This is a genomic window from Allobosea sp. Root483D1 (assembly GCF_001429505.1).
Taxonomy (GTDB): Bacteria; Pseudomonadota; Alphaproteobacteria; order Rhizobiales; family Beijerinckiaceae; genus Allobosea.
Genome location: NZ_LMJW01000005.1, coordinates 4364 through 27627, shown reverse-complemented (window position 1 = coordinate 27627; position 23264 = coordinate 4364). Strand labels below are relative to the sequence as shown.

The 23264-nt window shown below is 63.3% G+C and carries 25 protein-coding genes and 3 pseudogenes; 12 read left to right on the top strand and 16 right to left on the bottom strand.

Annotated features, from left to right (window positions below; genetic code table 11):
• Positions 1 to 77: 77 nt before the first annotated feature.
• Positions 78 to 1022, bottom strand: coding sequence for a DUF72 domain-containing protein (locus ASE66_RS08940; protein ID WP_057189283.1), 945 nt, complete (start codon positions 1020 to 1022; stop codon positions 78 to 80).
• A 465-nt stretch (positions 1023 to 1487) separates the two neighbouring features.
• Between ASE66_RS08940 and ASE66_RS33170 the strand changes: the two are divergent.
• Positions 1488 to 1544, top strand: a pseudogene (locus tag ASE66_RS33170) (hypothetical protein); the annotation flags it as partial.
• 135 nt (positions 1545 to 1679) lie between these two features.
• Here ASE66_RS33170 and ASE66_RS33940 read toward each other — a convergent pair.
• From ASE66_RS33940 to ASE66_RS08910, 6 genes and pseudogenes are all read right to left on the bottom strand, one after another.
• Positions 1680 to 1799: a DUF6894 family protein gene (locus ASE66_RS33940; protein WP_413814255.1), complete on the bottom strand. Its 120-nt coding sequence runs from the start codon at positions 1797 to 1799 to the stop codon at positions 1680 to 1682.
• Positions 1800 to 2300: 501 nt separating this feature from the next.
• Entirely contained in the window at positions 2301 to 2801 is a 501-nt protein-coding gene (locus tag ASE66_RS08930; protein WP_057189281.1) for a hypothetical protein, read from the bottom strand.
• A gap of 36 nt (positions 2802 to 2837) precedes the next feature.
• Positions 2838 to 3158: a hypothetical protein gene (locus tag ASE66_RS08925; RefSeq protein WP_057189280.1), complete on the bottom strand. Its 321-nt coding sequence runs from the start codon at positions 3156 to 3158 to the stop codon at positions 2838 to 2840.
• A 10-nt stretch (positions 3159 to 3168) separates the two neighbouring features.
• A complete protein-coding gene (locus tag ASE66_RS08920; RefSeq protein WP_057189279.1) occupies positions 3169 to 3705 on the bottom strand; it encodes a hypothetical protein in 537 nt (178 codons plus the stop codon).
• A 27-nt stretch (positions 3706 to 3732) separates the two neighbouring features.
• Positions 3733 to 4032, bottom strand: coding sequence for a hypothetical protein (locus tag ASE66_RS08915; RefSeq protein ID WP_057189278.1), 300 nt, complete (start codon positions 4030 to 4032; stop codon positions 3733 to 3735).
• 380 nt (positions 4033 to 4412) lie between these two features.
• Positions 4413 to 5711, bottom strand: a pseudogene (locus tag ASE66_RS08910) (DUF763 domain-containing protein).
• A 166-nt stretch (positions 5712 to 5877) separates the two neighbouring features.
• On the opposite strand from ASE66_RS08910, the gene ASE66_RS08905 reads away from it, so the two are divergent.
• Positions 5878 to 6255, top strand: coding sequence for a VOC family protein (locus ASE66_RS08905; RefSeq protein WP_057189277.1), 378 nt, complete (start codon positions 5878 to 5880; stop codon positions 6253 to 6255).
• Positions 6256 to 6312: 57 nt separating this feature from the next.
• On the opposite strand, the gene ASE66_RS08900 is transcribed toward ASE66_RS08905, so the two are convergent.
• From ASE66_RS08900 to ASE66_RS32020, 3 genes are all read right to left on the bottom strand, one after another.
• Positions 6313 to 7110: an SDR family NAD(P)-dependent oxidoreductase gene (locus ASE66_RS08900; RefSeq protein WP_057189276.1), complete on the bottom strand. Its 798-nt coding sequence runs from the start codon at positions 7108 to 7110 to the stop codon at positions 6313 to 6315.
• Positions 7111 to 7124: 14 nt separating this feature from the next.
• Complete coding sequence (locus ASE66_RS08895; RefSeq protein WP_057189275.1) at positions 7125 to 8297, bottom strand: zinc-dependent alcohol dehydrogenase; 1173 nt, start codon at positions 8295 to 8297, stop codon at positions 7125 to 7127.
• Positions 8298 to 8390: 93 nt separating this feature from the next.
• Positions 8391 to 8621, bottom strand: a complete 231-nt coding sequence (locus ASE66_RS32020; protein ID WP_156412080.1) for a hypothetical protein — start codon at positions 8619 to 8621, stop codon at positions 8391 to 8393.
• A 454-nt stretch (positions 8622 to 9075) separates the two neighbouring features.
• On the opposite strand from ASE66_RS32020, the gene ASE66_RS08890 reads away from it, so the two are divergent.
• Entirely contained in the window at positions 9076 to 9375 is a 300-nt protein-coding gene (locus ASE66_RS08890) for a hypothetical protein (protein WP_057189274.1), read from the top strand.
• A 249-nt stretch (positions 9376 to 9624) separates the two neighbouring features.
• Positions 9625 to 10734, top strand: coding sequence for a flavodoxin family protein (locus ASE66_RS08885; RefSeq protein WP_057189273.1), 1110 nt, complete (start codon positions 9625 to 9627; stop codon positions 10732 to 10734).
• 100 nt (positions 10735 to 10834) lie between these two features.
• Here ASE66_RS08885 and xth read toward each other — a convergent pair whose 3' ends face one another.
• A complete protein-coding gene (xth, locus tag ASE66_RS08880) occupies positions 10835 to 11632 on the bottom strand; it encodes an exodeoxyribonuclease III (protein WP_082613305.1) in 798 nt (265 codons plus the stop codon).
• Positions 11633 to 11644: 12 nt separating this feature from the next.
• Complete coding sequence (locus ASE66_RS32015; RefSeq protein ID WP_156412079.1) at positions 11645 to 11836, bottom strand: hypothetical protein; 192 nt, start codon at positions 11834 to 11836, stop codon at positions 11645 to 11647.
• A 195-nt stretch (positions 11837 to 12031) separates the two neighbouring features.
• Here ASE66_RS32015 and ASE66_RS08875 point away from each other — a divergent pair, with 195 nt between their 5' ends.
• Entirely contained in the window at positions 12032 to 12322 is a 291-nt protein-coding gene (locus ASE66_RS08875) for a hypothetical protein (RefSeq protein ID WP_057189271.1), read from the top strand.
• Between the two features lie 17 nt (positions 12323 to 12339).
• Here the strand turns inward: ASE66_RS08875 and ASE66_RS08870 are convergent, their stop codons facing one another.
• Positions 12340 to 13065, bottom strand: a complete 726-nt coding sequence (locus tag ASE66_RS08870) for a Crp/Fnr family transcriptional regulator (protein ID WP_057189270.1) — start codon at positions 13063 to 13065, stop codon at positions 12340 to 12342.
• A 401-nt stretch (positions 13066 to 13466) separates the two neighbouring features.
• Between ASE66_RS08870 and ASE66_RS08865 the strand changes: the two genes are divergently transcribed.
• Both ASE66_RS08865 and ASE66_RS08860 read left to right on the top strand, forming a co-directional pair.
• Positions 13467 to 14054, top strand: coding sequence for a DNA-3-methyladenine glycosylase (locus ASE66_RS08865; RefSeq protein ID WP_274532945.1), 588 nt, complete (start codon positions 13467 to 13469; stop codon positions 14052 to 14054).
• Between the two features lie 95 nt (positions 14055 to 14149).
• Positions 14150 to 15064, top strand: a complete 915-nt coding sequence (locus tag ASE66_RS08860; RefSeq protein WP_057189269.1) for a manganese catalase family protein — start codon at positions 14150 to 14152, stop codon at positions 15062 to 15064.
• Between the two features lie 776 nt (positions 15065 to 15840).
• Here ASE66_RS08860 and ASE66_RS08855 read toward each other — a convergent pair.
• On the bottom strand, positions 15841 to 16164 hold the full coding sequence (locus ASE66_RS08855) for a hypothetical protein (RefSeq protein ID WP_057189268.1): 324 nt from the start codon (positions 16162 to 16164) through the stop codon (positions 15841 to 15843).
• On the opposite strand from ASE66_RS08855, the pseudogene ASE66_RS33935 reads away from it, so the two are divergent.
• From ASE66_RS33935 to ASE66_RS08845, 3 genes and pseudogenes are all read left to right on the top strand, one after another.
• Positions 16163 to 16486: pseudogene (locus tag ASE66_RS33935) on the top strand (helix-turn-helix domain-containing protein); the annotation flags it as partial. The gene ASE66_RS08855 and the pseudogene ASE66_RS33935 sit on opposite strands and share 2 nt — an antisense overlap.
• Before the next feature lie 196 nt (positions 16487 to 16682).
• Positions 16683 to 17621 carry a hypothetical protein gene (locus ASE66_RS33165; protein ID WP_244494843.1) on the top strand — a complete coding sequence of 313 codons (939 nt, stop codon included), beginning with the start codon at positions 16683 to 16685 and terminating at the stop codon, positions 17619 to 17621.
• Positions 17621 to 18136, top strand: coding sequence for a hypothetical protein (locus ASE66_RS08845; RefSeq protein WP_057189267.1), 516 nt, complete (start codon positions 17621 to 17623; stop codon positions 18134 to 18136). Before ASE66_RS33165 ends, ASE66_RS08845 begins: the two co-directional genes overlap by 1 nt.
• A 20-nt stretch (positions 18137 to 18156) precedes the next feature.
• Here ASE66_RS08845 and ASE66_RS08840 read toward each other — a convergent pair whose 3' ends face one another.
• Together ASE66_RS08840 and ASE66_RS08835 are read right to left on the bottom strand one after the other, a co-directional pair.
• On the bottom strand, positions 18157 to 18642 hold the full coding sequence (locus ASE66_RS08840; RefSeq protein ID WP_057189266.1) for a DUF2269 family protein: 486 nt from the start codon (positions 18640 to 18642) through the stop codon (positions 18157 to 18159).
• Positions 18642 to 19934: an SDR family oxidoreductase gene (locus tag ASE66_RS08835; protein ID WP_057189265.1), complete on the bottom strand. Its 1293-nt coding sequence runs from the start codon at positions 19932 to 19934 to the stop codon at positions 18642 to 18644. Before ASE66_RS08835 ends, ASE66_RS08840 begins: the two co-directional genes overlap by 1 nt.
• Before the next feature lie 252 nt (positions 19935 to 20186).
• On the opposite strand from ASE66_RS08835, the gene ASE66_RS08830 reads away from it, so the two are divergent.
• Positions 20187 to 21140, top strand: a complete 954-nt coding sequence (locus ASE66_RS08830) for a cation diffusion facilitator family transporter (RefSeq protein WP_057189264.1) — start codon at positions 20187 to 20189, stop codon at positions 21138 to 21140.
• Between the two features lie 744 nt (positions 21141 to 21884).
• A complete protein-coding gene (locus tag ASE66_RS08825; protein ID WP_057189263.1) occupies positions 21885 to 22361 on the top strand; it encodes an Hsp20 family protein in 477 nt (158 codons plus the stop codon).
• Positions 22362 to 23264 lie beyond the last annotated feature (903 nt).

Here is a 23264-nt window from a genome sequence, read left to right as displayed (position 1 = left end):
CCCGTACCATAGGATTGTTCCCGCCGGCCGTCGGGGCCTGCGGCGACCCGCGAACGGAAGTTCAGCGAATAGCCGCTTCATGCAGCCTGTTCGTCTTCCTCGGGGTTCCAGCTCAGATCCAGCATCCGCATCAGGTTGGCGGCATCGGCCGGAGCATGACGCTTGTCGGTGTTGTCGAAAAACAGGAACACATCGCGCGGCTGCCTGGGGGCGGCATCAGGATCATCGGCGAACTCGCCGTCGCGCATCGGCTCGCCACGCGCCCAGGCGTCGACGCGTGCGGCCCAGCTTTCAAGAGCCGCTTTGTCGTAATGCGAGCGATAGAGTTCCGCCGATCCGTGCAGGCGGCAGTAGACGAAGTCTGCGGTCAGATCCATCAGCCGGGGCCAGTCGACCGTGTCGGCGCAGACCAGCGCAACGTCGTGCCGGCGCAGCAAGTCGATGAAGGCCAGGTTGCGGAAGCTCTCATGGCGAATTTCCACCGCATGCCGAACTGGCCGCTTCGCATCCACCTGCAGCCAGGCCCTCCCCTCCAGCCGGTCATCATGCGTTCGCGCCAGGGCGGCCGCTTGCTGCGTATCCTTCGGGAGCAGCGCAAGAAAATCTTCCATCAGGCCTGCATCGAAGCGAAAGCTCGGCGGGAACTGCCAGAGCAGTGGCCCCAGCTTCGAGCCGAGGCGCAGCACCCCGGACGCCAGGAAATTAGCGAGCGGCGTCTCGATCTCCCTGAGTCGGCGCATATGCGTGATGTAGCGGGAGCCTTTTACGGCGAAGACGAAGTCATCAGGCGTCGCGAGCGTCCAGCGCTCGAACGCGTCTGGCTTCTGGAGGCCGTAGAAGGTGCCGTTGATCTCAAGCGCCGGGAATTGCCGCGCGGCGAAGGCCAGCTCGTTTTTTTGCACCAGCCCTTCCGGATAGAAATGGCCGCGCCAGGGCGCATAGGTCCAGCCGGAGACGCCGATACGGATCGCGGCCCGCCGCCCATGCTTCCGGCCGCCACCTGCTCGTCGCTTTTTTTTCATGCGCTGTATCGCCCGGCTCAGTCTTCGTCCGGATCAAGCACGAGGTAGAAGATCGGTTCCCGTCCCGGCCGATCATTGTCCCCATCGCTCCAGCGCTCCTCGCCCCAAAACGGACGCCGCTGCGACAGAGCGCCCTGACTACTCGAGGATCTGCGGGCCGCCGGCCAGACACTCGGGCTTGGTACGCAGACGCACAGTCCGGCTGGCGCACCGGACCCCGGCTTCGTCCATGGACGTTCCGTAACAGCTGGAAGGAAGCACCGCGCCGAGAGGAAAGAAGGCATGCCCAACTCGACCCGGGCGAAGGCGGCATCCTCCGCGACGGGCTGAACAACCGTGCCGTTCTCGTCGCGATAGGCAGCGATCTTCAAATGCGCTCGGCGGCCTGCACACATCTCGGCCGCCATCTCAGATGGAATTCCTTAGCGCTGCTGGGATTGTCCCTGCCATGGCTCGCAATTCGCACCGGACGGCTCGGTGCTCAACGCACCTGCCATCTCCCCGCTCGGCCCCCGTCGATGAACCCGCGTGACTCGCGGCCTTGGGTCGGGCTGTGTCTTAACTGGCCGACGATGTGCGATTGTGCTCCGAGAATGTCAGGCTTGCCTGATAGATTTTCAGCACCACCCTCCTCGCGCACTGAGATCACAAAGCTGGTCATTTCCCGACCTCTTCTTGGACGAGATCGGCCAGCCCTGCCAAGGTATGGTGCCTGGCAGCCTCGAAATCCGGAAGGTCGAGCCCGGATCGTCGGCGACGTTGGCCAACCCTGCCGATCTGTCAAAAGAACCGAGCGATGGCAAAACCTCCTGCGATACCCAAACGCAACAGCAGGCGGGCGGGCGAGATTCAAATCGGTTTGGTCGAAATTGGGCACTTCGGCCCGCGATGTCCGACATGGGCACGCTGGCGGCCTTCCCTCAGCCGATCCTCTGGACAAAGCGAGCAACCGCCAGCCGGACTAGATCGTGGTCCGCCACAGGCTGGGCCAGGACACCGACAACAATCTGGGCCGCCCTGGTTCGCTCGCCATCGGGAGTGCCATGATAGTCGATTCCGAGCCGCTCGATCTGGGTCCGGACCTGCTGAAGAGCGGCATGGGCCCGAGCTATTTCGACGGGATCGCTGAGAGATGCGAACGGCATGACGACCAGGTTGGACGCGCTCGGCGAATGCGCATTAACATGGATCAGTCGTGCTCGGCGGCGACAGCCGGCCGGATACGGAGGCAATGCTCCGACGGTCTGACAGATCGGCGACGCATCTCGGCCGACGACGTCAGGAGACGGCTTTGGAAAGGTCTCGCGGATCGTCCCGTCCGCCGGGTTCGATCGGTTCCTCGGCGATCGGCAGCCCGGCATCCATGATCGCTTCGACCTCAGAGACTTCCGGCAACTCGGCCTGCACGGCGACCACCGCGGACCCCGCTTTCACGGCCTCGGCATGGCGCTCAGCCTCAGACTCCGCCACGCCGACATCCATCAGGGCGCCAGCGATTCCACCGGCAAGCGCTCCGGCCGCCGCGCCGCCCAGAAGCCATCCGGCGGCGATGACTGCCCCGGCACCCGGCAGGCTGAGGGCCCCGATGCTCAGGACGAAACCTGTCGCAGCGCCGGCCGCACCACCCAGGCCGGCAGCAGCCACAGTACTGTCCTCGCCGGTCTCCTGGCGCCCGACAAGGCCGATCCGGTCTGCAGGAATGCCTTTATCGGACAGTCGCACCACGACATTCCGGGCATCCTCGAAGCTGGCGTAGCGACGGGTGATCGTTCGCGTCATCGGCCTTCCTCCATCGCCGGCTCGGCAAGTCTTGCGCTAATGGCTCGCCCGGTGCTCGGCGTTGCGCTTGCGGGTAGCGGCTGCCTTTTTCGCCGAGGCCGAACGGTCCTCGGCCGAGCGCGAGGCGGCAGCCTTCCCACCCTTGCGCCCGCCCTTGTGAGCCGCTGGGTGGCCGGTATCCTTGCCACGGCCGGAGCCCCCAGCCTTCTTGCCGCCGCCATCGTCCTTGTTGACGGTCGCCCAGGCCCGACGCTCAGCCTCCTTCTCGGAGACGCCGCGTTCTTCGTAGCCTTCGGCGATATGATCGGCCTTGCGTTCCTGTTTGTCCGTGTATTTCGATTTGTCACCGCGTGGCATCGTGCTCTCCTCACATGAAGCTTGAGCGATAGGGCGCGGCCGTGTCGTCGAAGCGGCTCCAGCCCGCTTGTCGATACTCCGCGAGGCGGCTGACGCGATCGATCGGCATCGCGCCGTCCATGATCGCCTCGACCGCGGCGGCCTGCTCGTCGGCGGCGCGCACGGAGACTAGCGACGCGCCGCGGCGCACCGATTCCGCATAATAGTTGGCGCTGTCGGAATCCTCGCCAGCGCTCGTCAGCGCACCGACCACGCCCCCCGCCACGCTGCCTGCGGCGGCACCTGCGAGCGTCGAGGCGATCCAGCCGGCGGCGACGACCGGGCCGATCCCGGGAATGGCAACGAGACCCAGCCCTGCAAGCAGGCCTGCCGCTCCACCCAGCGCCGCGCCGAGGCCGGCGTCTTCGCCGGCATTGCTGTCCTCGGCGTCCTTGTGGCGACCGATCAGGCTAATGTCGGCGGTGGCGACGCCAGCAGCTTCCAGCTCGCCGACCACCCGGCGCGCCGTCTCATAATCCTCGTAGGAGCGCGTGATCGTCTGTGTCATCTCTGTCGCCTCTGCTCGATGGCTAGTTCAGTTGCGGGTGATGTTGCCGCGGTAATCGACGGTCACGTTGACCTGCGCGCCCGAATGGGTGGCGGTGGCTCGCCAGACGCCGTTGTCGTCCTTCTTGAGCCCGCTGACATTGGTGCAGCCGTTCGCCTCCAGGCGGCTCTTGGCCTGTCCTTCGGTGAAGCTGTTGGCTCCCGGAATCGGGGCATTGGCATCGGCCGGCGCGCCGGGAGACGGCGTCGGCGCCGTCGTGGAAGTCTGAGCCGTTGCACCGGCCGACAAAGCCGCGCAAAAAGCTGCAATCAGGGTCATTCGTCGCATCGGGACCTCCTCACCACGGCCCCGAAGCCAAACGCCCAGGTCCCTGCCGGCCACCGCCAATTCAACGTCGCTGCGGCGGGAGAGTTTCTGTGCGCTCGCGTACCCGAGGCTTCCGCTACCTGTTCAGGTTTTACGACAAACGGAACCGGCCGGCCCTCCAGGCAGTTTTCCAGCCGTAGAGTTCAACAAGCCTCGCAGCAGGACGAAGCAGTTCACGAAGCGCTGCGCCCGCTTCGTCGCACCCTGTATAGACGATGCGGTGACAGGCTGCCGAAGCGATCAGCAGCGCCGCCAAAAACGCTATAGCATTGGCGATTTAGCGATCAATTGGGAAGCTGGAAGTCGTTTACTGCTTAGCCTTTGCGCGCCCCCGTCCGGGGTCATAGACCGGTTCGGTCCAAGTTCCGGATCGACGCGCAAGGTGTTGCAACGACGTCCCCAGGCTCTTCGTCTGCCTCCCAGCCGAACACGCTGCGCCCACCATAATCGGCCGAGCGCAACCGCTCCTCGGCGATATACGCGGGCAGGCTCGGCCCGCTGGCGAGCCGCTCCAGCCGCCGGGTTTCGGTATCCATGCGGCGAATGGCGTTCAGACGCTCCTCATTGCCCAGCTTCGCACGCTCCAGTGCGGCCTTCATCACGCGGATCGTCTCGTCATAGACCTTCGTCGGCACCGCGAAGGGCTGGCGGTCCTTGCCGCCATGGGCGAGCGAGAACCGCGCCGGGTCGGCGAAGCGGCAGGGCGCGCCATGGACGACCTCCGCTACCATGGCGAGCGATCGGACTGTGCGGGCGCCGACCCCGGGCACGAGCAGGAGATCGCTGAAATCGCCCGGTCCGGCATCGGCGGCGGCGGCGAGCGCACCGTGAAGGCGCCGCATCATCACGTCTTTGGGTCTGACATCATGGTGGCTCGGCATGACCAGATGCGGCAGCATGGGCTGCTCCGGCATCCGGTTTTGCGGGATGCGGCCCTCGAGCATCGCGACTTCAGCCGCGATGCTGTCCGGGCTCAGCGTCCGCTACAGGTCAAGCTGACCATCACGCGAGCGCGCGGCCCTGCGGTCCGCCAGATTAATGATATTGCCTTGGCTCCGGCCCTCGATCGCCGCGTGCGGCGCGTCGACGAAGCTGTCCAGTCCCTCCGACAGCCAGTGATAGCGCCGGGCTACGCCGCTGTCGCCGTTCATCCCCTGCTGGATGACTGTCCATTTGCCGTCGTCGGCGACGACGAAGCCATGCAGATAGAGTTCGAACCCGTCCTGCACGGCGGCACTGTCGACCTTGGCGACCAGCCGACTTGTGCGAGCGAGCGCCGCGCCGTCGAAGCCTATGCGATCGCCGACTGCGATCAGTTCGGCTGGGGTGCGGCGAGAGTGGCTGCCGCGACCGCCGCAGACGTGCAGGCCGAGTTCCCCCGAGAGTGGCGCCAGGCCGCGCTTCAACGCGCCTATGACCGATGTCGTGATTCCTGACGAATGCCAGTCCATGCCCATGACGGCACCGAACGACTGAAACCAGTAGGGATGCGCGAGCCGGCGCAGGAACTCCTCGCGCCCGTAATGATGGACGATCGCCTCGGCGATGACCGCGCCGAGCCGTGCCATTCGCTGGCCGAGCCAAGCCGGCACGCGGCCATTGTGCAACGGCAAATCTGCACTGCCCGCCCGCTGTGCCAAAACAACATCCCTCTGGAACTAAACAGGAACATTGATGCCATAACCAAACCGCGAAGTCACGGAAAAGGTGATCGACATCCCGGCTCCGGCTGCATTGGAACGTCGTTCCGGGTCGCCCGTTGAGATCGGGAACGGCGTTCCCTGACGCAAAAGCGGAGACCTTTCGATGATTCACCATGTCTCAGTCGGCACAAATGATGTGAGCCGCGCGCGGACCTTCTACGATGCCGTCCTGCCCGTCCTGGGACTGCGGCTTCTCAATGGCTCGGCCGATTCCGCCGACTATGGCGTGGGGGCGTTTCTGTTCAGCGTCGAAACGCCCGTCGACGGCGCACCGGCGGCTGCAGGAAATGGCGTCCACATCGCCTTTTCCGCCGGCCGTCGCGCCATGGTCGACCAATTCTACGAGGTCGCGCTGCAGCACGGGGGCCGTGACGCGGGCGCGCCCGGATCGCGGCCGGAATACGATGGGAACTACTATGGCGCCTTCGTGCTCGATCCGGATGGGAACAAAATCGAGGCGGTGACCTATTCGAGCAAATGAGCATCGTGCTTCCGAGCCAGCTCGAACATGCCGGTATGGCCGCAGCCACTGGCGCCGTTAGCTCGGGCTCCCCGAGCCTGGCTCGGCCATCTTGCGGTGCTGCTCGGCGAGGGTCTCGGACGGGGTGACATTCGCCATCGTGGTCTGCAGCTTGTTCCTCCAGCCGCTCACCACATCACCTTCACCCGCCATCATCGCGTCGAAGCCGACCTTGGCGACCATTCGCGGATCGTCCTTCTCCGCCTGCCCGACCTTGGTATCGAGCATGCCCGCGCGTTCGAAGAAGTCAGTCTCCGTCGCGCCCGGCATCAAGCAGGACACGCTCACGCCGGAGCCTTCGAGCTCGTTGCGAAGGGCGAAGGAGAACGAATTTATGAAAGCCTTGGTGGCGTTGTAGACCGCCTGGTACGAGCCGGGCGTAAAGCCGGCGATCGAGCCGGTGAGGAGAATGCGCCCGTGCCCCTGGCGCTGCATGATGCGGGCGAGATTCTGGACCAGCAGCAGCGTGCCGGTGATGTTGGTGTCGACGACGTGGCGCCAAGCCTTGGGTTCCTGCTCGAGAAAGGCATGGCCGAGGCCATGGCCGGCATTGGCGCAGAGGATTTCGAGATCCTGGCCGCTGGCCTCGACCATCTGGCAGAGCTCGTCCACGCCCTCGCTGCGAGACAAGTCCGTCTTGACCGTCTGCACGGCGGCGCCCAGAGCTTGCAATTCGCTCGCGGCACTCTCGATCTCGTCCCTGTCGGCAGCGATCACCAGATCATAGCTATCTCGAACGCATAGCTTTGCAAGTTCGAGTCCGATGCCGCTCGAAGCGCCGGTGACGACGGCGAGCTTCTTCAATGCCTGTCCCATATCGGTTCCTTACCTCAAGGCCGCATCACCACCTTGACGCAGCCGTCTTCCTTGTCGCGGAAGCGCTGATAGAGGGTCGGCCCGTCTTCCAGCGTGGCGCGGTGGGTGATGACGAATGACGGGTCGATCTCGCCGCTCTGGATCTTTTCCAGCAGCGGCGCGAGATAGCGATGAGTATGCGTTTGGCCCGTTCTCAGCGTCAGGCCCTTGTTCATGAAGGCGCCCATCGGGATCTTGTCGAGATAGCCGAGATAGACGCCCGGCATCGAGATCGTGCCGCCCTTGCGGCAGCACATGATCGCCTCGCGCAGCACATGCGGCCGATCGGTTCCGAGATAGACCGCCGCCTTGACCTTATCAACGACCGCGTCGAACGAACCGCCGGCATGAGCCTCGGCGCCGACCGCGTCGATGCAGCGGTCGGGCCCACGCCCACCAGTGAGCTCCATCAACTGGTCGTAGACCTTGCCATCGTCGAAGTTCACGAGCTCGGTGCGGCCGTCGCTCGCCGCCATCGCCAGGCGCTCGGGCACGTTGTCGATCGCGATGACGCGGCCGGCACCCAGCATCCAGGCACTACGGATCGAGAACTGACCGACCGGGCCGGCGCCCCAGACCGCGACGGTCTCGCCCGGTTCGATCTCGGCATGCTCGGCAGCCATATAACCGGTCGGAAAAATGTCGGACAGGAACAGCACCTGTTCGTCGTCCATGCCATCGGGCACCTTGATCGGGCCGACATCGGCATAGGGCACGCGCATATATTCTGCCTGCCCGCCGCTGAAGCCGCCCAGTAGATGAGAGTAGCCGAAGAGGCCGGACGGCGAGTGACCCATCATCTTGCGAGCCTGCTCGGCATTGGGATTCGAGCGGTCGCAGAGAGAAAACAGCTGCTTCTGGCAGAAAAAGCATTCCCCGCAGGCAATATTGAAGGGCACGACCACCCGATCGCCGACCTTGAGCTTGGCGACGCCACTGCCGACCTCGACGACTTCGCCCATGGTCTCGTGACCGAGGATGTCGCCGCTCTCCATTGTCGGCATGTAACCGTCATAGAGGTGGAGATCGGAGCCGCAGATCGCACAGGCCGTGACCTTGATGATCACGTCGCCATCGGCCTCGATCCGGGGATCGTCGACGGTGTCGCAGCGGATGTCGCTCTTTCCATGCCAACACAAAGCTTTCATGCTACTCGATCCTCTGCGTAATCTCGAAAAGCTGTCGCGGCGGGGAGCCGCGCCAAAGCAAAGTTCAACGTCCAACCGGACCTTGATGTCGGTTCACAACGCCGGCGGCAGACGCTCGGGCTCGGCCAGATCATGGCTGAGTGCGCAGTAGTTCTCCGCTGCCAGAAGGAAGCGGCGCCAGGCGAAGACCATGCCTAAAGCGGGCTGCATCGAAGCGAAATCAGACTGCGGCGTTTCCGGCGGTATCTGTTCGTCCGGATCAAACCCGGCGGCGCGACACATGGCCCGGGCAATATGCTCGATACGAGGTTCAGGTGTAATCATGATGGCGCTCGGCTGGTGTTCTGAGCGAGGCGCTGCCGGCAGAAGGTTGTACTCACCATGCCGCAAGTGTTGCTCGGCTCATCAACGCAATGCTGGGAGGCGAGTTTCCGATCGCTGCGATAGGTGCGTCAGCGTACAATTCGCGCAGCGCAGCCGTTTTCTCGCTCGAGCTGTGTTCGGCGACGCGACCGCGTCTGGTTGCGAAAAGGGGGCCAGCAAAAGACCTGCAAGCTCCGGAACGTAGTGGAGCCATTTGGGCTGACAGTGGAGCCCGATTGTTCGACGACTTCAAACTGGACTTCGTCGTTGAGCGGCGCGACTTGGCGCGTGCGCCACGGCGGCAAGATTGCTCGGAGTTGATGGCTCGGCTGGGCTTCGGGCGTTTCCATGTCGCCGGTCACGACCGAGGCTCCGACACGCTTTCGGCTGGTAATGGATAACCCCAAGGCCGTGCATGGCTGCCGTCATGGACGTGCCGATCCTCGAGGCGCTGGAACGCTGCACCGAAAAGTTCGCGCGGCTTGTTGGAACTGGTTCTTCTTCTGCCAGCCCGAAAAACCCGAGCGGGCGCATGGCCGATCCTTTGGCCTGGCACGGAGCGCATCCCAAACTGATGGGCGCCGAAAACCACGCGGACTTCCTGGCCGCGATTCAGGACCCCAGCACGGTTCATGGCATGCTGGAGGACTTTCGCGCCGGCCCGGCGGTGGATCGCTTTCATGACGAAGCCGACCAAGCACAGGGGCGGACCTAGCAGTGCCCGCCGCTGTCCCCTGTCGTCTGAGCATGATGACCTGCCCGACCTTTATAGAGGCGTCCTGGAGGTCTGGCGTCCATGGGCGCCCTGTCGCCGGGGACATGCGATTTCCAGCAGCCATCACATGGCGGAAGAGGCCCCCGAGGCGGTCGCCGAAGCGCTGCGCCGATTTTTCGCTGCACCGAGATAAGCCATGGAACAGAAGCTCTCTGTCGCCGCTTGATGGTGACGAGAGGGGCATCCCCGATGGCGCAATCCAGACGTCCGCCCGCTGAAGCCGCGATACCGGCGCCCCGGAAGGGAATGCCGAGCCCGCGTCTCGATGAGGCCGAGTTCAAGCGCCGCTTCCTGCGGCAGTTCGTCGATCCCTGCTACCAGCGGGCGCACTACGCGTTGTCGGAGATCGCCGATATTGCCTGGCACGCTTACGCTGCCTCCCGCAAGAGTCCGCTGACCCGTAAAGCCGGGGACGGTTATGCGGATCCCGATTACGACCTTTCGGTCGATTGGCTCGCCGCGAAGGCTGCAGTTGAAGATGCACAGCAGCGCTACAGCAACACGGCCGCCGTCGGCCATGTTCTGATCGTCAACGCCTCATCGCGTAGCGAGCATACTTGCCCTGGCGAGATGTCGAAGAGCTATCGCTTGGCTGAACTGGCGCAGTCGGTGTTCAACGAGGAGGCAGGGCTGACGAGCGAGCTGCTCGATCTCTCACGGCTGGCGTCGGAGTACGGCCGGAACATCCATCCCTGCAAGGCCTGTTTCTCGACAGCTCCTGCGCTCTGCCATTGGCCCTGCTCCTGTTACCCGAATTATTCTCTGGGCCAGAGCCAGGACTGGATGAACGACATCTATCCGCTCTGGGTCGAAGCCCACGGGATCATGGTGATCAGCCCGGTCAACTGGTACCAGGTTTCGAGCCCGCTGAAGCTCATGATGGACAGGCTCGTTTGCGCCGACGGCGGCAATCCCGACCCCACCACGACCCATGGCAAGGACGCTGCCAAGGCGAAGGCGATCGAACTTGCGGGTTGGGACTATCCGCGGCACCTGGCGGGACGGCTGTTCTCAGTGGTGGTGCACGGTGACGTTGAAGGTGCGGAGAACGTGCGGCGGTCTATCTCGGATTGGCTCCGCTTCATGCAGCTGGAACCAGCCGGACCGCTTGCCGAAATCGATCGCTACATCGGCTATTGGGAGCCTTATGCGACGAACCACGAGGCGCTCGATGCCGACCGGGCGATCCAGGACGAAGTACGCAATGCGGCACGGTCGCTGGCCGAAGCGGTGACGAAGCGCCGCGACGGCCGCCGGGAGGTCATCGGCGAGCAGCTTGAGCAGCCGCGTCAAAAATAGAGATCAGCTCGCCCCAGCGTATCGTTTTCCGCCACGGGGTTCTTTCTAGCAACCTCCTTCAGCCGACGCGGCATGGCTGAATGGCTCGTGCGCACATGTGTCATCCCGGCCGCCGGTCAACCGGCTCGAGCTCAAGGTGGATCCAGGCTGGCGCATGATCGCTCGCCTTCTCCCAGCCGCGCACCTCCCGATCGACATCACCAGCTGTAAGGCATTTCGCCAATTGCGGATTGAGGAGGAAATGGTCGATCCGGAGGCCGGCATCACGACCCCATGCGTTTCGAAAATAGTCCCAGAAGGTAAAAATGCGCTTGTCCGGATGCAGGGTCCTTATCGCGTCCGTCCAGCCTTGGGCGAGGAGCTCATGGAAGCCTCGGCGCACTTCCGGCCGGAACAGGGCGTCGTCGCGCCAGCGCTCGGGCTTGTAGACGTCGAGCTCGGTCGGCATCACGTTGAAATCACCGATGAGCGCGACCGGTATCCGATGGGCCAGGAGCTCAGCGCCGTGAGCCTTCAACCGCTCGAACCAGCGTAGCTTGTAATCGAATTTCGGCCCCGGCGCCGGGTTGCCGTTGGGCAGGTAGAGGCAGCCGATCAGCACGCCGCCAACGGCCGCTTCCAGATAACGGCTTTGTTCATCCTCGTCGTCGCCAGGCAGGCCGCGTCGTGTTTCGACCGGCTGCGCGTCGCGTGCCAAGATGGCAACGCCGTTCCAGCTCTTCTGGCCCTGCCAGATTGCGCCGTAGCCAGCGGACTGGATAGCGCCCTCCGGAAACTTGTCCCTGGATGCCTTGAGCTCCTGCAGGCAGACGATGTCGGGCTCCGCTTCGGCAAGCCAGCGTAGCAGGACCGGCAGCCGGCCATTGATCCCGTTGACGTTGAAGGTCGAGATTTTCACGGCGCCCCCCAGCTAGCGGACCTTGCGCCGGCGCTTGTCACGGCCAAGCTGCTGCAGCACGCAGCCGAGAACTGCGATGGTCAGTGGCGGCGTGCGAAGCCGGGCCACCAGCCAGCCGAGCGGCAAGGCGATTTGTTTTGGAAACTTGCCGCCTGCGATCTCGCTCGCGACCCACAACCCCACGAAATGAACCAGTGTTCGCATGAACAACCTTTCTATCGTGGTTCTTCAAACCGGCCAGACCTTGGCGGGTTCCTGGCTCAGGCGAACCAACTGCACGCTACCGCACCAAAGCTTCTCACCGCCCGCCGACAAGCGTCTACTGCCTTGCAGACTTCCGTCGCCTTCGGAGACGACCATCGGGCGCGGCCGTGCAGCTGTGCAATATGGGAGGCGAGGATGTCTACCAGGAACGGCTCTCTGGCCCTGCGCGACGGCCGGAGGCTCGATGTGGGCTATCAGTTTAGCAGCGACCATGACGATCAGCGCGCTGGCTACCTGCTATGCGAGATTTCCGAACTCGATCGGGTCGCGTTCTATCAACGACCGCTTCTCTTCTGCGAAGATGGAACGATCGTCGTCATCGCCGTGATGCAATCCAGCGGTCGGCATCATGGCGTGATCGGGCGTGTTCTGGCCGCGGCAGAAACACCTGAATCGCGGCGGCTGACCCTGCGCGATCCCCGTTGATTTCGGGCCTTCCGCAGTCAGCGCGGGATCTGCATGAGGCTAAGATAGGTCTCGTCGAATTTCGACAGCTCCGTCAGGCCGGAAAAGTCGTGAATCGTGACCTCGCTACCCTTCCAGGAGACGAGGCGGCGACGCCGAAGAGACTGCAGCGTGCGATTGACGTGCACCGCAGATAGACCAAGCACATCAGCCAGAACGGCCTGCGACAGCGCGATCTGCACCTTGTTGTCCTCAGCGAGTTCGACGATCTGAAGGCGTCGGTAGAGGTCGCAGATCAGATGCGCTAAGCGTTCCTCGGCCCTCAGCCGCGCCATGACCGCCGTCCAGACGCGCTGGATCGCCGCGTCGATGAGCGTCGAGAGCCACAGCAATCGCACCAGATGGGGACACTCCTCGAAGAGCTTCCGCAGCGCCGCGTGGGGCACGAAGGTTATCCGGCAGGCCGTGAGCGCCACCACGGCGTGGTCCATCCGGCGCAGCAGCAAGCCGTGGAGATCGACGAAGTCGCCCGGCAAATGCAGGGCGGTGATCTGCCGCTCACCATCCGGCAGGATGATCTCGCGTCCAGCCAGTCCGCGATCGACGAGACAGCTGTCCTGCGGTTCGGAGTGCTCGAACACGATCGTTTCGCCCTTGGCGAAAGCACGGTTCTGTTGCGGTAATTGGAGCAGAAGATCCCGCTCAGCTACGGCGAGGACGTCGCGGCGGGAGATTGCCCGAATGAATAGCTCGATCGCCGTCATGGATGGCGCTCCGGAACGATGTCGTGGAGTCGTGGAGTCGAACTTCATCGAGACCAACCCTGCCTGGTCAGCTACGTTCCGCCAGAGCCGTTGCCGGCGACCCGCGGCGCTGGTCGTAATGCGGGAGCCGCTGCATTGACGCTCCTCCACAGCACCATTGGAATACCGTCGTACGGGAGCGTACCGGCAGGAACCGCGGCGCCCCTCTGCCGTTGACAGCCCGCAGGTGATCCTTGCCCGACACTTGCATTTGTCGTGAGACGCGGGCGGAGGGTCGGCTCTTGCGTCCATCGAGAGCCGGCCCCGATCCATCATCGACTGACGAATTCGCCAAAGCCGGCTGGTGCCAAGCCGAGAAGACGTGTTTGGATCGTGCCAGTCCAGTCTCCAAATCAGGCTTCATCATCAGCCGCCTTCCCACACCGCTCTCTGATCTCGACGCCGTCGCCATGGCTGCCCGGCTGATCGGCGCGACCCTGCTCGTCGAAGGTGTCGGCGGAACGATCGTCGAGACGGAGGCCTACACGCGCGATGATCCGGCATCGCACAGCTTTCGGGGTCAGACGCGGGCGAACGCCGCGATGTTCGGCCCCGCCTGGCATGCCTATGTCTATCGATCCTATGGCTTGCACTGGTGCTTCAATATCGTCGCGGCCGGTCAAGGCGCCGTGCTCATCCGGGCAATTGTGCCTGAGCATGGGGTCGAGCAGATGATCGCGCGCCGCGGTTCGACCATACGCCTCTGCTCCGGCCCTGGACGTCTTGCGCAAGCTCTCGGCGTGACGTCTGCGCACAACGATCTGAGTTTGTCGGAACAGCCCTTCGAGGTGATTGAGCCGAATAATCAGCCGGAACTGATATGCGGACCGAGGATCGGCATTTCAAAAGCGATCGAGCAGCCCTGGCGGTTTGGCCTGGCCGGCTCTCCGTGCCTGAGCCGACCGTTCGCGGCGACACGGGCACTCCGTATGGTGGCAGCCGAGCGTTAGTGCGGTCGCGCACAAACGGTCCAGCATTGCGGAACGGCCACCATCCGATCGGGTTCTGCTGCCAGGTCCACTCCGGACCGTCGGAGAACCTCATCATGTTCATGCGGATCGACCGCCTGCTGACAGAGCTCCCAGTGCCGAAGGCGCCATCCCCGAACTCTGCAGCCGCGCTCCAGGAACTGCTCGGCGGCAAATACGGCGAAATGTCCACGCTTGGAAACTACATGTTCCAGAGCTTCAATTTCCGGGTCAAATCGAAGCTGCGTCCCTTCTACAGCTTGGTCTCCAGCATCTTCGCGGAGGAGCTCGGTCATGTCGAACTTGTCAGCACAGGGGTTGCCCTCCTGAACAACGGCCCCGGCGATCCGACCCCCGAGGTCGATGTCTCCGCCGTGCCATTCGAGCCCATGCGCGACGTGCGGCTGGCCGGCTCGTTCTTCAGCAATGCGGGCGGCGCGATGCCGATGAACAGCAATGCAGCGTCCTGGAACATGGACATGGTTACGACGACCGGAAATCTGATCATCGATCTCCTGCACAACTTCCACCTCGAATGCGGCGCCAGGCTGCACAAGCTGCGCGTCTACGAGACCTTGAGCGACCCGACCGGGCGAGAGGTCTGCGGGTATCTGCTCGTGCGAGGCTCGGTGCATGCCCATGCCTATGCGCTTGCGCTCAAGAAGCTGACCGGGGTCAATATCGAGCAGATGCTTCCGACGCCCAACATCGAGCTCGGCCGGATCCCAGAGTGCCAAAAATACCTAGAGGAAGGCAGTCATCGGCGCCTGTATCGGTTCAGCCCAGACGATTACGGTGAGGCTGGCGGCATCTGGTCCAATGACGAGGTCGCACTTCCCGGGGACCCTCCCGGGCAACTCGAAATCGTCGATGGCCCGCCCGAAGGCGGCAAGATCCCCGAACTCGACGGCAATTACGGCGCCTTCGCGCCGGACTACGCGCCGGAAGAAATCTTCGAGGTCGCGACGAAGCTCTATCAGGCCAGCCGCTAGGGCCTGACCGATTGGCAAGCCGGGGTGGCGTCTCAATGTCCCCGGCTGCGGCGAGCCCACCGCAGCCGGGAAACATTCGCGATTAACATAAGTAATCCCGGTGCCGCGAGTGCCCGGACATGCGTTACAACTTTCTGACGGTGGGCTGGCTCTACGTCATCGCCATTGTGGCTGTCGCCCTGACGTGTTGCGTTCTGCTCTCGACGTCGGGGGTCCCGGCGCCTGTTTCGCTTGCCAATGGCAGCTCACCGGTTGCGCCGACGGGGACTAGGTCACGATGATAGCCGGAATCGCTGGACCTGCGCGGCGGGCCAGTTCGCCTTCGTCCTGCGCGACCCCAACCATACTTGAAACGATATATGCGAGGCGCGTTCGCTCTCGCTCGTCAACTGGCTCGGCCCGGGTCGATCTCAGCTCGCTCCAAGCGGCCTCCAATGCCGCAGCAGCGCGTGCCAGCTCAGCGGGATCCGTCAATGATGAGAGAGAATGGCATATCCTTCCTCTTTTGGTGTGGTCGACGGCAGACGGTTCAGGGCGCAACCGCTTCCCGGCGAGTGGCGAACCGGCCGCTGGAGCGGCCTTCTCACCGCGGCGGCTCTTACCCTAAGAGCAATGTACAGCGAGGCGAGAGAGCCGTCCTAACCTGTGTAATCGCAAGGCTTTGACGAGAGAGCTAAGTTCACCATCGCGGCGGGGAATTGGGGTGAGCAATGACACACCAGTCCGACACATCTTCTTTCCGAGATCGAGCGCAAAAGGACACGTTCACAACGCGATTATTGCGCGAAAGTAAGGCCGTAGCCGCTTGGTCGATTGATCGGCAGGCCGACGCTATCGCTCCCCAGATGCCTGATGAGGGAGCCCGATCCGCGACGGACGATTCCGTCGAACCACGTGCATTGGGTGAGTTGGCTTATCTGCGGCGTGGCGCGCGTCTCGGCAAAGGCGAGATTTATCTCCTTCGTGACGCCGTCGTGTCCCTGTCGATCGAGATGGACTGTCACGTCGCCTTGGCACGCGATGGAGATATGGCCGGCTTGCACCAACTTCTGTTGCCGGCCCATCCCGAACTGGTCGCGACCGTAGTCAGGCAAGGCCATGCCGTACGGATTCAGCGGGAGCGTCTTCGCCGAGCGATGCAAAAACAACGAGGCACTTTATCTGCGCCTGCTGGGATATGCGTTTCGAATGAATGCGGCGAATGTGTCGGAAGCAGCGAGCACTACAGCGCTGACCGTCGAGCAACGCGTTGCCCGCTGGTTGGTCCGCTATGCGATGGCCAGCCACGAAGCCGGTATCGAAATCACTCACCAAGAGCTTGCCACGCTGCTCACCGTTAGACGAGCCGGTATCACAAACGCACTGCACATTCTGGAAGGCGACGATCTCCTGCGCTCGCGCCGCGGCCGCGTCGAGTTTCTCAATATCGACCGCCCTGGCTGCGTTTGCGTGCCTGCGTGGCGGCCACCTCCGTCGCTCTGCTGGAGCCGGGCACAACTGACGCCAGTTCGCCCCTCTACTTGCCTGCCGGATTTGTACGTGCCCGTACCAATCCCGCCTGGCGCTGCGACCTTCCTCCGGCCCGTGGGTAGTCCCGTAGGGAGCGGGAGAACCTATCATGTATGTCCGCATCAGAAGCCAGGACGAATACGAAGCGGCGCTCGCGCGTATCCGCGATCTGCGGAGAAGCCCGGCGACTGTTTCGGAAACAAGCGAGCTCAAGCAGTTGCTGGACGCGGCGGACGAATGGGATCGCAGCTCGGGCAGCGAGGCTGCAGGCGAGCCCGACGACGTGGCTGGACTATCCGTGCAGACCAGCTCGACCTTCGCATTGGGAATGGCTCGTCGTTTTCCGCAAACCGACTGGGTCGCCGATCTCGCAGATCTCCTTGGCAAGGACCGCGACTATGTCGAATGGCATCTTCAGCACGACATCATGCCGCCCGAGGACCTGGTCACAGCGGCCAAACGCCTGATCGATGGCGAACGGCCCTCCAGGCGCACCGCCGCCGAGCAGGGGCTTGACAGGACTGCAGCGTATGTAAGGTCGGAGTCTTCCTTGCATAGCGAATTCCCACAGCTTTCGAATGGCGAACGAAAGACCTCTTGGTTTCAATCGGTCTTGAACATCTGTATATCCGGCACGGTGGCCGCCCTGACGACGAGTGTGGCACTATCGATACTTGCCCGCATCGAGGGTCGGTCAGCCATTCAACCGGTGAACTCCACCAGTCATTGGTATTGGGGCGATGCAGCGGGGCGATCGCGGCGGATCGATTTTCCACACACGATCGTTGGATTCGTGACCCATCACGGCGCTTCCCTATTCTGGGCCTGCGCCTATGAAATGCTGCGCCGGCATCCGCAAAAGCGAACGGCTTTCGGCGACGCCGTAGCCGTTTCCGCGCTTGCGGCCGTGGTCGACTACGCGGTCGTCCCCAAGCGGCTCACGCCCGGTTGGGAGAAGGTCGTCACCCCCCGTGCGATCTGCATCGCCTATGCCGTAATGGCGGTCGCACTCGCGATTTCGCCACGCTCCGCGCGCCGGAGCCGGTGATGACGAAGGACCTGTCGGGCCGCATCCTTTTGGGAGTGATAGCCGGGTTCGTCGCCACCTTTCCGATGACTGCCGCGATGAGACGCATGCATCGCACGCTGCCGGATCGGCAGCGCTATCCCCTGCCGCCACGAGAAATAGCGGAAGATCTACCGAGCCTGGGTGCTGCGCCCTCAAGCGCGACGCTTCTTTACCACTTCCTCTATGGCGGAGCCGCCGGAGCTCTATTCGCGGCTTTGATCCCACGTCGCGGTGTTGCATCAGGCGCGGCCTACGGGATCGCCGTTTGGGCCGGCAGCTATCTCGGCTGCATTCCGGCCACGGGGTTTCTGCGCTTCGGCACGAGGCACCCGCTACGTCGAAATGGTCTGATGTTGGCAGCTCATGTGGTCTGGGGCGCCTGCCTCGCGGTCGGGCGTGACGAACTCGAAAAAGCCGAGCGTGACGGCTTTTCCTTGTCAGCCAGCCGGAATCCACGGCTCGCGGACCGAGCCGTCGCGAGCGCGTCGCAATGACCACAAATACCCTCGTCGCTTTAGCCTGACCCGAAGAAAGACAAACTCGGTCTTGCGATCATCAGCCAGAGGATGGCGAGGATGGCGCCGAAAGCCGGCAAGCCAAACGCGAACCAAGTCCAGAACAGGCGATGATAGGCTGGCGGCAACGGCGCGCCGGCAGCATCGGCCGCTTCCGCGAGATCACGCATCCGCATCTGAAACAGCACTACAGGCAACCAGAAGGCGCCGATCACCAGGTAGAGGATGATCGATAAGACGATCCAGCCTTCGGTGAGCGGGTAACCAACTTCGCGGGCAAGCCACACGCCCGAGATCGGCTGGACGACGACGGCCGTGGCGGTGAAGAGAAAGTCCGCCGTCACGACGATCCGGGCAATGCCAGCGATCTTTGTGACATTGCCGGTCCGGTGCGCCATCAGCATGAAGAAGGCTATGCCGGCGCCGGTCCCGATCAGGACGACGGCTCCCAGTACGTGAATGAACTTCAGCACGAGGTAGGTCATCAGCGATCCTCCAGCGTCGCGAGCGCGACCAGAAGCAGCGCAACGATCGGTGCGATCTTGAGCAATGGCGCCAGGGGATCCAGCCAAAGCCAGGGCGAGAAAAGCGTTCCGGCTGCTGCATAGAGCAGCGAGACCACAATGCCAGCAGCGAGGGCGGGACGCGCCGTCCTGCGCACGGCGATGCCGATACCGATGAGCAGATCGGCGATGCCACCGGCGATGATCACAAGATCGATCACGGGATCACCCAGCGTGTGCGCAAGCAAGGCACGACCCGTTTCGTAGCCCGGGCCAAGCGAAGCAAGGCCCGAGCCGATCCAGAAAAGGACCAGGCTGATAAGGACCAGCGGTTTAAGCAGGTAAAGACGCGCGAACCAGCCTTCCTGCACCGAGGCCGGACGCGCTGCCAGGATGGCCGTCAGCGACTTTGGAGTGATCCCGGTTAGGTGCTGCCATGCCGATGGATCGCCAACGGCACCGCGCGCGATCTCGCGCTGGGCTGTGGTGCGGACCGGTGGACGCCAGCCGAGCTGGGCGGCGAAGTCACCGAGCCGATAGGCGATTTGGGCGAGCCAAGCCTGTAGCCGCATCTCGACAGCGGGGCCGAATCCGAGCCAGCGGCGATATTGTCGGACCACCTCGGTGAAGCTCATCGCCTCCGGACCGGCGAGCTCGAGCACGATACGGCTGGCCGCTCCGGGCTCGAGAAGCCGAACCACCGTCGCGGCGACATCGTCGAGAGCCACCGGCTGAAGCGGCGCGGTATCCGGCATCACCGGCAGGATCGGGAGAGCGGCAAGCCCGCGAATAAGCGCGCTGGCGCCGTAAGCGGGATCGCCGAGCACCACCGAAGGGCGAAGAATGATCCAGTCCAGATCGCTCGCCATAAGCGCGGCGTCCCCTGCGAGCTTTGTCCTGGAAAACTCCGTCGGGGTGGCCCGGTCCACGCCGATTGCGGAAAAATGGATGAGGCGACGAACGCCTCGTGCGAGGCACGCGCCGATCAGGGCCTGCGGTCCGCGGCTGTGCGTTTCCTCCAGGCGATCAGCCGGCCCGCTCTGCAACGCGCCGGCGCAGTTCACGACCGCCTCGACCCCTCCAAGCACTGCCTCCCAATCCTCGACGCGCGATGTCGCGAAATCCAGGCGCAGCCATTCCACAGTCGGCATGCGGCGCGAGGCTCTCGCGACGTCACGCGCAGCGCCGACGACATCATGCCCGGCAGAAACAAGCTCGGATGCGATCCGAGACCCGATCAGGCCCGTCGCCCCGATGACGAGAAATCGCCCCATGCTCGGCATTCCAGTGTTGGGCGCGAATTCGATGTCCGATCGAGCCTCGAATGACTTAACGGCTCATGATGCGAAGAGATCGGATTGCCCATAGGTCGATCGTGCGAATGTACGTCAGCGTACAAGCTTGGCCGATCTCGCGCGGCAGCTCCCGGTTGCCGCAGCACGCCAACTGACAGCTCGGCTCTTGGTCACGCTCCCAGGCGGAACCCTCGCTGCTCCGGCTCGTTGCCAGCGAAAGCGGAGACGACATTGGCGGCGCATTCTGGCTCGAAGACAGTCATTTACGCGGCGGTTGCCGGCAACCTGCTGATTGCCGCGACGAAATTTGTCGCCGCGGGCTGGACCGGCAGCTCGGCGATGTTGTCGGAAGGCGTCCATTCGCTGGTCGACACCGGGAATGGCCTGCTCCTGCTTTACGGCCTCAGGCGCGCAGCCCGGCCACCCGATCTCACCCACCCCTTCGGTCACGGTCGGGAGCTCTATTTCTGGAGCTTCATCGTCGCGCTCCTAGTGTTCGCCGTGGGCGCGGGCGTCTCATTCTATGAGGGTGTGTCGCACATTATCGCACCGAGGCATGCGAGCAATCTAACTGCAAACTACGTCGTGCTCGGCGTATCCGTCCTGTTCGAGGGCTATACCTGGCGCATCGCGCTGAAAGAGTTTCGTGCGGCCAAGGGCTCGCTCGGCTATTATGCTGCGGTCAGGCAGAGCAAGGATCCGAGCGTCTTCACCGTGCTGTTTGAGGACACCGCCGCGCTGATCGGCCTGCTCATCGCCTTCCTCGGCATCACGGCGGCGGCTTATTTCGGCCGCCCCGAATTCGATGGCGTCGCCTCGCTGCTGATCGGCGCCATTCTGGCTCTGACGGCAATCGTTCTGGCCCGAGAGAGCAAGGCGCTGTTGCTGGGCGAAGCGGCGCTGCCGCAGGTCCAGGACGAAATTCTCGCGACAGTCCGTGGCGATCCGGATGTCGAGCGCGTCAATGGTCTGACGACAGTTCATCTCGGGCCCGATCAGATCGTGGTGGCGCTGAGCCTGGAGTTCCGGGACAACCGATCCACAGCGGACATCGAGGCCTGCGTTGAACGGATCGAGGCAAAGTTGCGCGAAGACCGGAGCGATATCGCCTCGGTCTTCGTCAAGCCGCAGACCTCCGCGAAATGGCGTGCCCAAGCTGAGGTGGCAAGCCAGGCTCCACCGTAAGCAGCCATTGCTGAGCAGGGACAAGCCGGAAGCCTGAGTTCGGCCGCCCTCGGTCTGCGCCGGTGCTCACCGATCAGAGCGTCGAAACAGAAGCCAATGACCTCGCCAGGCCGCATGTGCTGGACGTGGGATTGGAACAAGGTCCGCTATGCCCAGCCGATCGTTTTCCTGGTCAATCGCGGTCGAGGGCACGGCTATCGAGTTCCCGGCCATCACCTAGCGCCAGCGTGACGGAGAGGTGCTTCGAAACCCGGTGACCAGTTCGCTCGGATCCGGCCGCAACGATCTTTGTGCCGTCATCCCCGCCGATCTGGAGCAGGTGAGGGGCGGGCTGCTTATCCGAGGTCAGATCAACTACCGCATTCCGCACGGCCTCTGGACCATTTGGCAGGAGCCGCCGAGCGTGCGGGTCTCCCCATTCCCAGGCTGAACGCCATGGAACCGGCAGCCTCACAGCGCGTTCCGAAAATCTCCATGGACCAAGCCAACTCAGCCCCGCTGGCATCCGCCGGCGGGGCTTTTTGCGCGCCGTGCAAGGCCCGGCCCGCAGCGTTGTGCCGAACCAACTGTCGAGCTTAACGAGCCTCAGAAATTGGGGACAGAGGCCTCTTGAACTCCGTTTCAGCCAACCCAAATCGATCGATACCGATCGCCACATGCAAAGGGATCGGCGGTCGAGCCGGCGTCGGTGAGGCCCGCGCTCGGCTCTTTTTGTACCCATGTTGCTCAATGGAGGATGTGGCAATGAGAACCGTATCTGATTTTTCTCCGCTCTATCGGTCCAGCATCGGCTTCGACCGTGTGTTCAACGCATTGGAAGCTGCTAGTGGGCTGGACCCTGCCGGGAGCAGCTGGCCGCACTACGATATTCTTAAGTCCGGGGATAACGACTATCGCATAGTCATGGCTGTTGCCGGGTTCGGGCCGGATGACTTGACCATCATGCACGAGCCGAATGTCCTCCTGGTTTCAGGCCAGAAGACGAGTGAGGACAACCGCGAGTATCTGCATCACGGCATAGCCGAGCGTGGCTTCCAGCGCCGGTTCGGGCTAGCCGATCATGTGCAAGTCATGGCGGCCAGCCTAGAGAACGGCCTGTTGACCATCGACCTGAGGCACGAGCTGCCAGAGGCGCTGAAGCCGCGTCGGGTTCAGATCGCGACGCGCAGGATGACGAAAAGCGCTGCTCGGCAAATTGAGGCCGAAAAGACTGCAGCATAGGAAAGCGAGGTCCTGTGTGGGGCCGGGTGTCGAGCCTGGTATCACGGATCGGCGCAACCGCTCGAGCCCCGTTGGCAGTCGCCAGCGGGGCCCTTTTGCGCCTCTTGCCAAAGGTAAGAACTGCTCTAAATCGCTCATCGCTTAGGACTGGGAGAGGGCATGCCATTCTCCTGACTGCAGGACCCGGTTGAGCTTGCCCGGGCACGCGCAGCGCTCGACGCAGCGTGGAATGAAATCCAGTGGAAGTCGGATTCATACGACGAACGAGAAAGAGTGCGCCTCGCCTACATCGTCGCTAACTTGGTGGTGATTGCGGAGGATGAGGACGATCTGACCCGACGCCCTATTGAGCGGTTCCGAAGAGCACAATAATCTTGAGAATGGCCCTGTCGGACATCCGGCTGGACTTTTTCCATAGCGGTGGCGTGCTAGCTTCGCGGTGGCGCATCCCAGTAGCGCCATGCCTCTCGCCGGACCAGTCGCTCCCGGGCACGTGCCGGCGAGAGGCAGTCTCAATGCGAGTTCGATCGTGTTGCAGAGCAGAAACGTCGTTCTTGCTACGGTCCGGCCCGCAGCTGGCTGGGCGGAGAAACGGGCACCTTCGCATCCGTCGCGCGCTGGATCTGCGTCAGGCTGTTCATCAGGAACATTGCATTCGGCAGATCCAGCGTTAGCTTCAAAAGTGATCCATTACGGTCGTTGCACTGTAGCTCAACCTGGTTCTGAGCCGTCAGTATCGCACTGCGCATTGACGTTTGACCTAAATCTCGAACTCGGTCCGGCATCCTTCCCCCCCGTGGTTGGCCGACAGCCTGAAGCCGGCATTAGCTAGAGCCATTTGAACGTCAGGGTTTGAAGGGGACGACCTTTGCGTTCTCCCTCATCGCCGACCGAGTATGTTCA

Excerpts from the sequence above, each read along its gene's own strand:
- ASE66_RS08940 (WP_057189283.1), bottom strand. The coding sequence starts at position 1,022 with ATGAAAAAAAAGCGACGAGCAGGTGGCGGCCGGAAGCATGGGCGGCGG.
- ASE66_RS08930 (WP_057189281.1), bottom strand. The coding sequence starts at position 2,801 with ATGACGCGAACGATCACCCGTCGCTACGCCAGCTTCGAGGATGCCCGG.
- ASE66_RS08925 (WP_057189280.1), bottom strand. The coding sequence starts at position 3,158 with ATGCCACGCGGTGACAAATCGAAATACACGGACAAACAGGAACGCAAG.
- ASE66_RS08920 (WP_057189279.1), bottom strand. The coding sequence starts at position 3,705 with ATGACACAGACGATCACGCGCTCCTACGAGGATTATGAGACGGCGCGC.
- ASE66_RS08915 (WP_057189278.1), bottom strand. The coding sequence starts at position 4,032 with ATGCGACGAATGACCCTGATTGCAGCTTTTTGCGCGGCTTTGTCGGCC.
- ASE66_RS08905 (WP_057189277.1), top strand. The coding sequence starts at position 5,878 with ATGATTCACCATGTCTCAGTCGGCACAAATGATGTGAGCCGCGCGCGG.
- ASE66_RS08900 (WP_057189276.1), bottom strand. The coding sequence starts at position 7,110 with ATGGGACAGGCATTGAAGAAGCTCGCCGTCGTCACCGGCGCTTCGAGC.
- ASE66_RS08895 (WP_057189275.1), bottom strand. The coding sequence starts at position 8,297 with ATGAAAGCTTTGTGTTGGCATGGAAAGAGCGACATCCGCTGCGACACC.
- ASE66_RS32020 (WP_156412080.1), bottom strand. The coding sequence starts at position 8,621 with ATGATTACACCTGAACCTCGTATCGAGCATATTGCCCGGGCCATGTGT.
- ASE66_RS08890 (WP_057189274.1), top strand. The coding sequence starts at position 9,076 with ATGGCTGCCGTCATGGACGTGCCGATCCTCGAGGCGCTGGAACGCTGC.
- ASE66_RS08885 (WP_057189273.1), top strand. The coding sequence starts at position 9,625 with ATGGCGCAATCCAGACGTCCGCCCGCTGAAGCCGCGATACCGGCGCCC.
- ASE66_RS32015 (WP_156412079.1), bottom strand. The coding sequence starts at position 11,836 with ATGCGAACACTGGTTCATTTCGTGGGGTTGTGGGTCGCGAGCGAGATC.
- ASE66_RS08875 (WP_057189271.1), top strand. The coding sequence starts at position 12,032 with ATGTCTACCAGGAACGGCTCTCTGGCCCTGCGCGACGGCCGGAGGCTC.
- ASE66_RS08870 (WP_057189270.1), bottom strand. The coding sequence starts at position 13,065 with ATGACGGCGATCGAGCTATTCATTCGGGCAATCTCCCGCCGCGACGTC.
- ASE66_RS08860 (WP_057189269.1), top strand. The coding sequence starts at position 14,150 with ATGTTCATGCGGATCGACCGCCTGCTGACAGAGCTCCCAGTGCCGAAG.
- ASE66_RS08855 (WP_057189268.1), bottom strand. The coding sequence starts at position 16,164 with ATGGCCTTGCCTGACTACGGTCGCGACCAGTTCGGGATGGGCCGGCAA.
- ASE66_RS33165 (WP_244494843.1), top strand. The coding sequence starts at position 16,683 with ATGTATGTCCGCATCAGAAGCCAGGACGAATACGAAGCGGCGCTCGCG.
- ASE66_RS08845 (WP_057189267.1), top strand. The coding sequence starts at position 17,621 with ATGACGAAGGACCTGTCGGGCCGCATCCTTTTGGGAGTGATAGCCGGG.
- ASE66_RS08840 (WP_057189266.1), bottom strand. The coding sequence starts at position 18,642 with ATGACCTACCTCGTGCTGAAGTTCATTCACGTACTGGGAGCCGTCGTC.
- ASE66_RS08835 (WP_057189265.1), bottom strand. The coding sequence starts at position 19,934 with ATGGGGCGATTTCTCGTCATCGGGGCGACGGGCCTGATCGGGTCTCGG.
- ASE66_RS08825 (WP_057189263.1), top strand. The coding sequence starts at position 21,885 with ATGAGAACCGTATCTGATTTTTCTCCGCTCTATCGGTCCAGCATCGGC.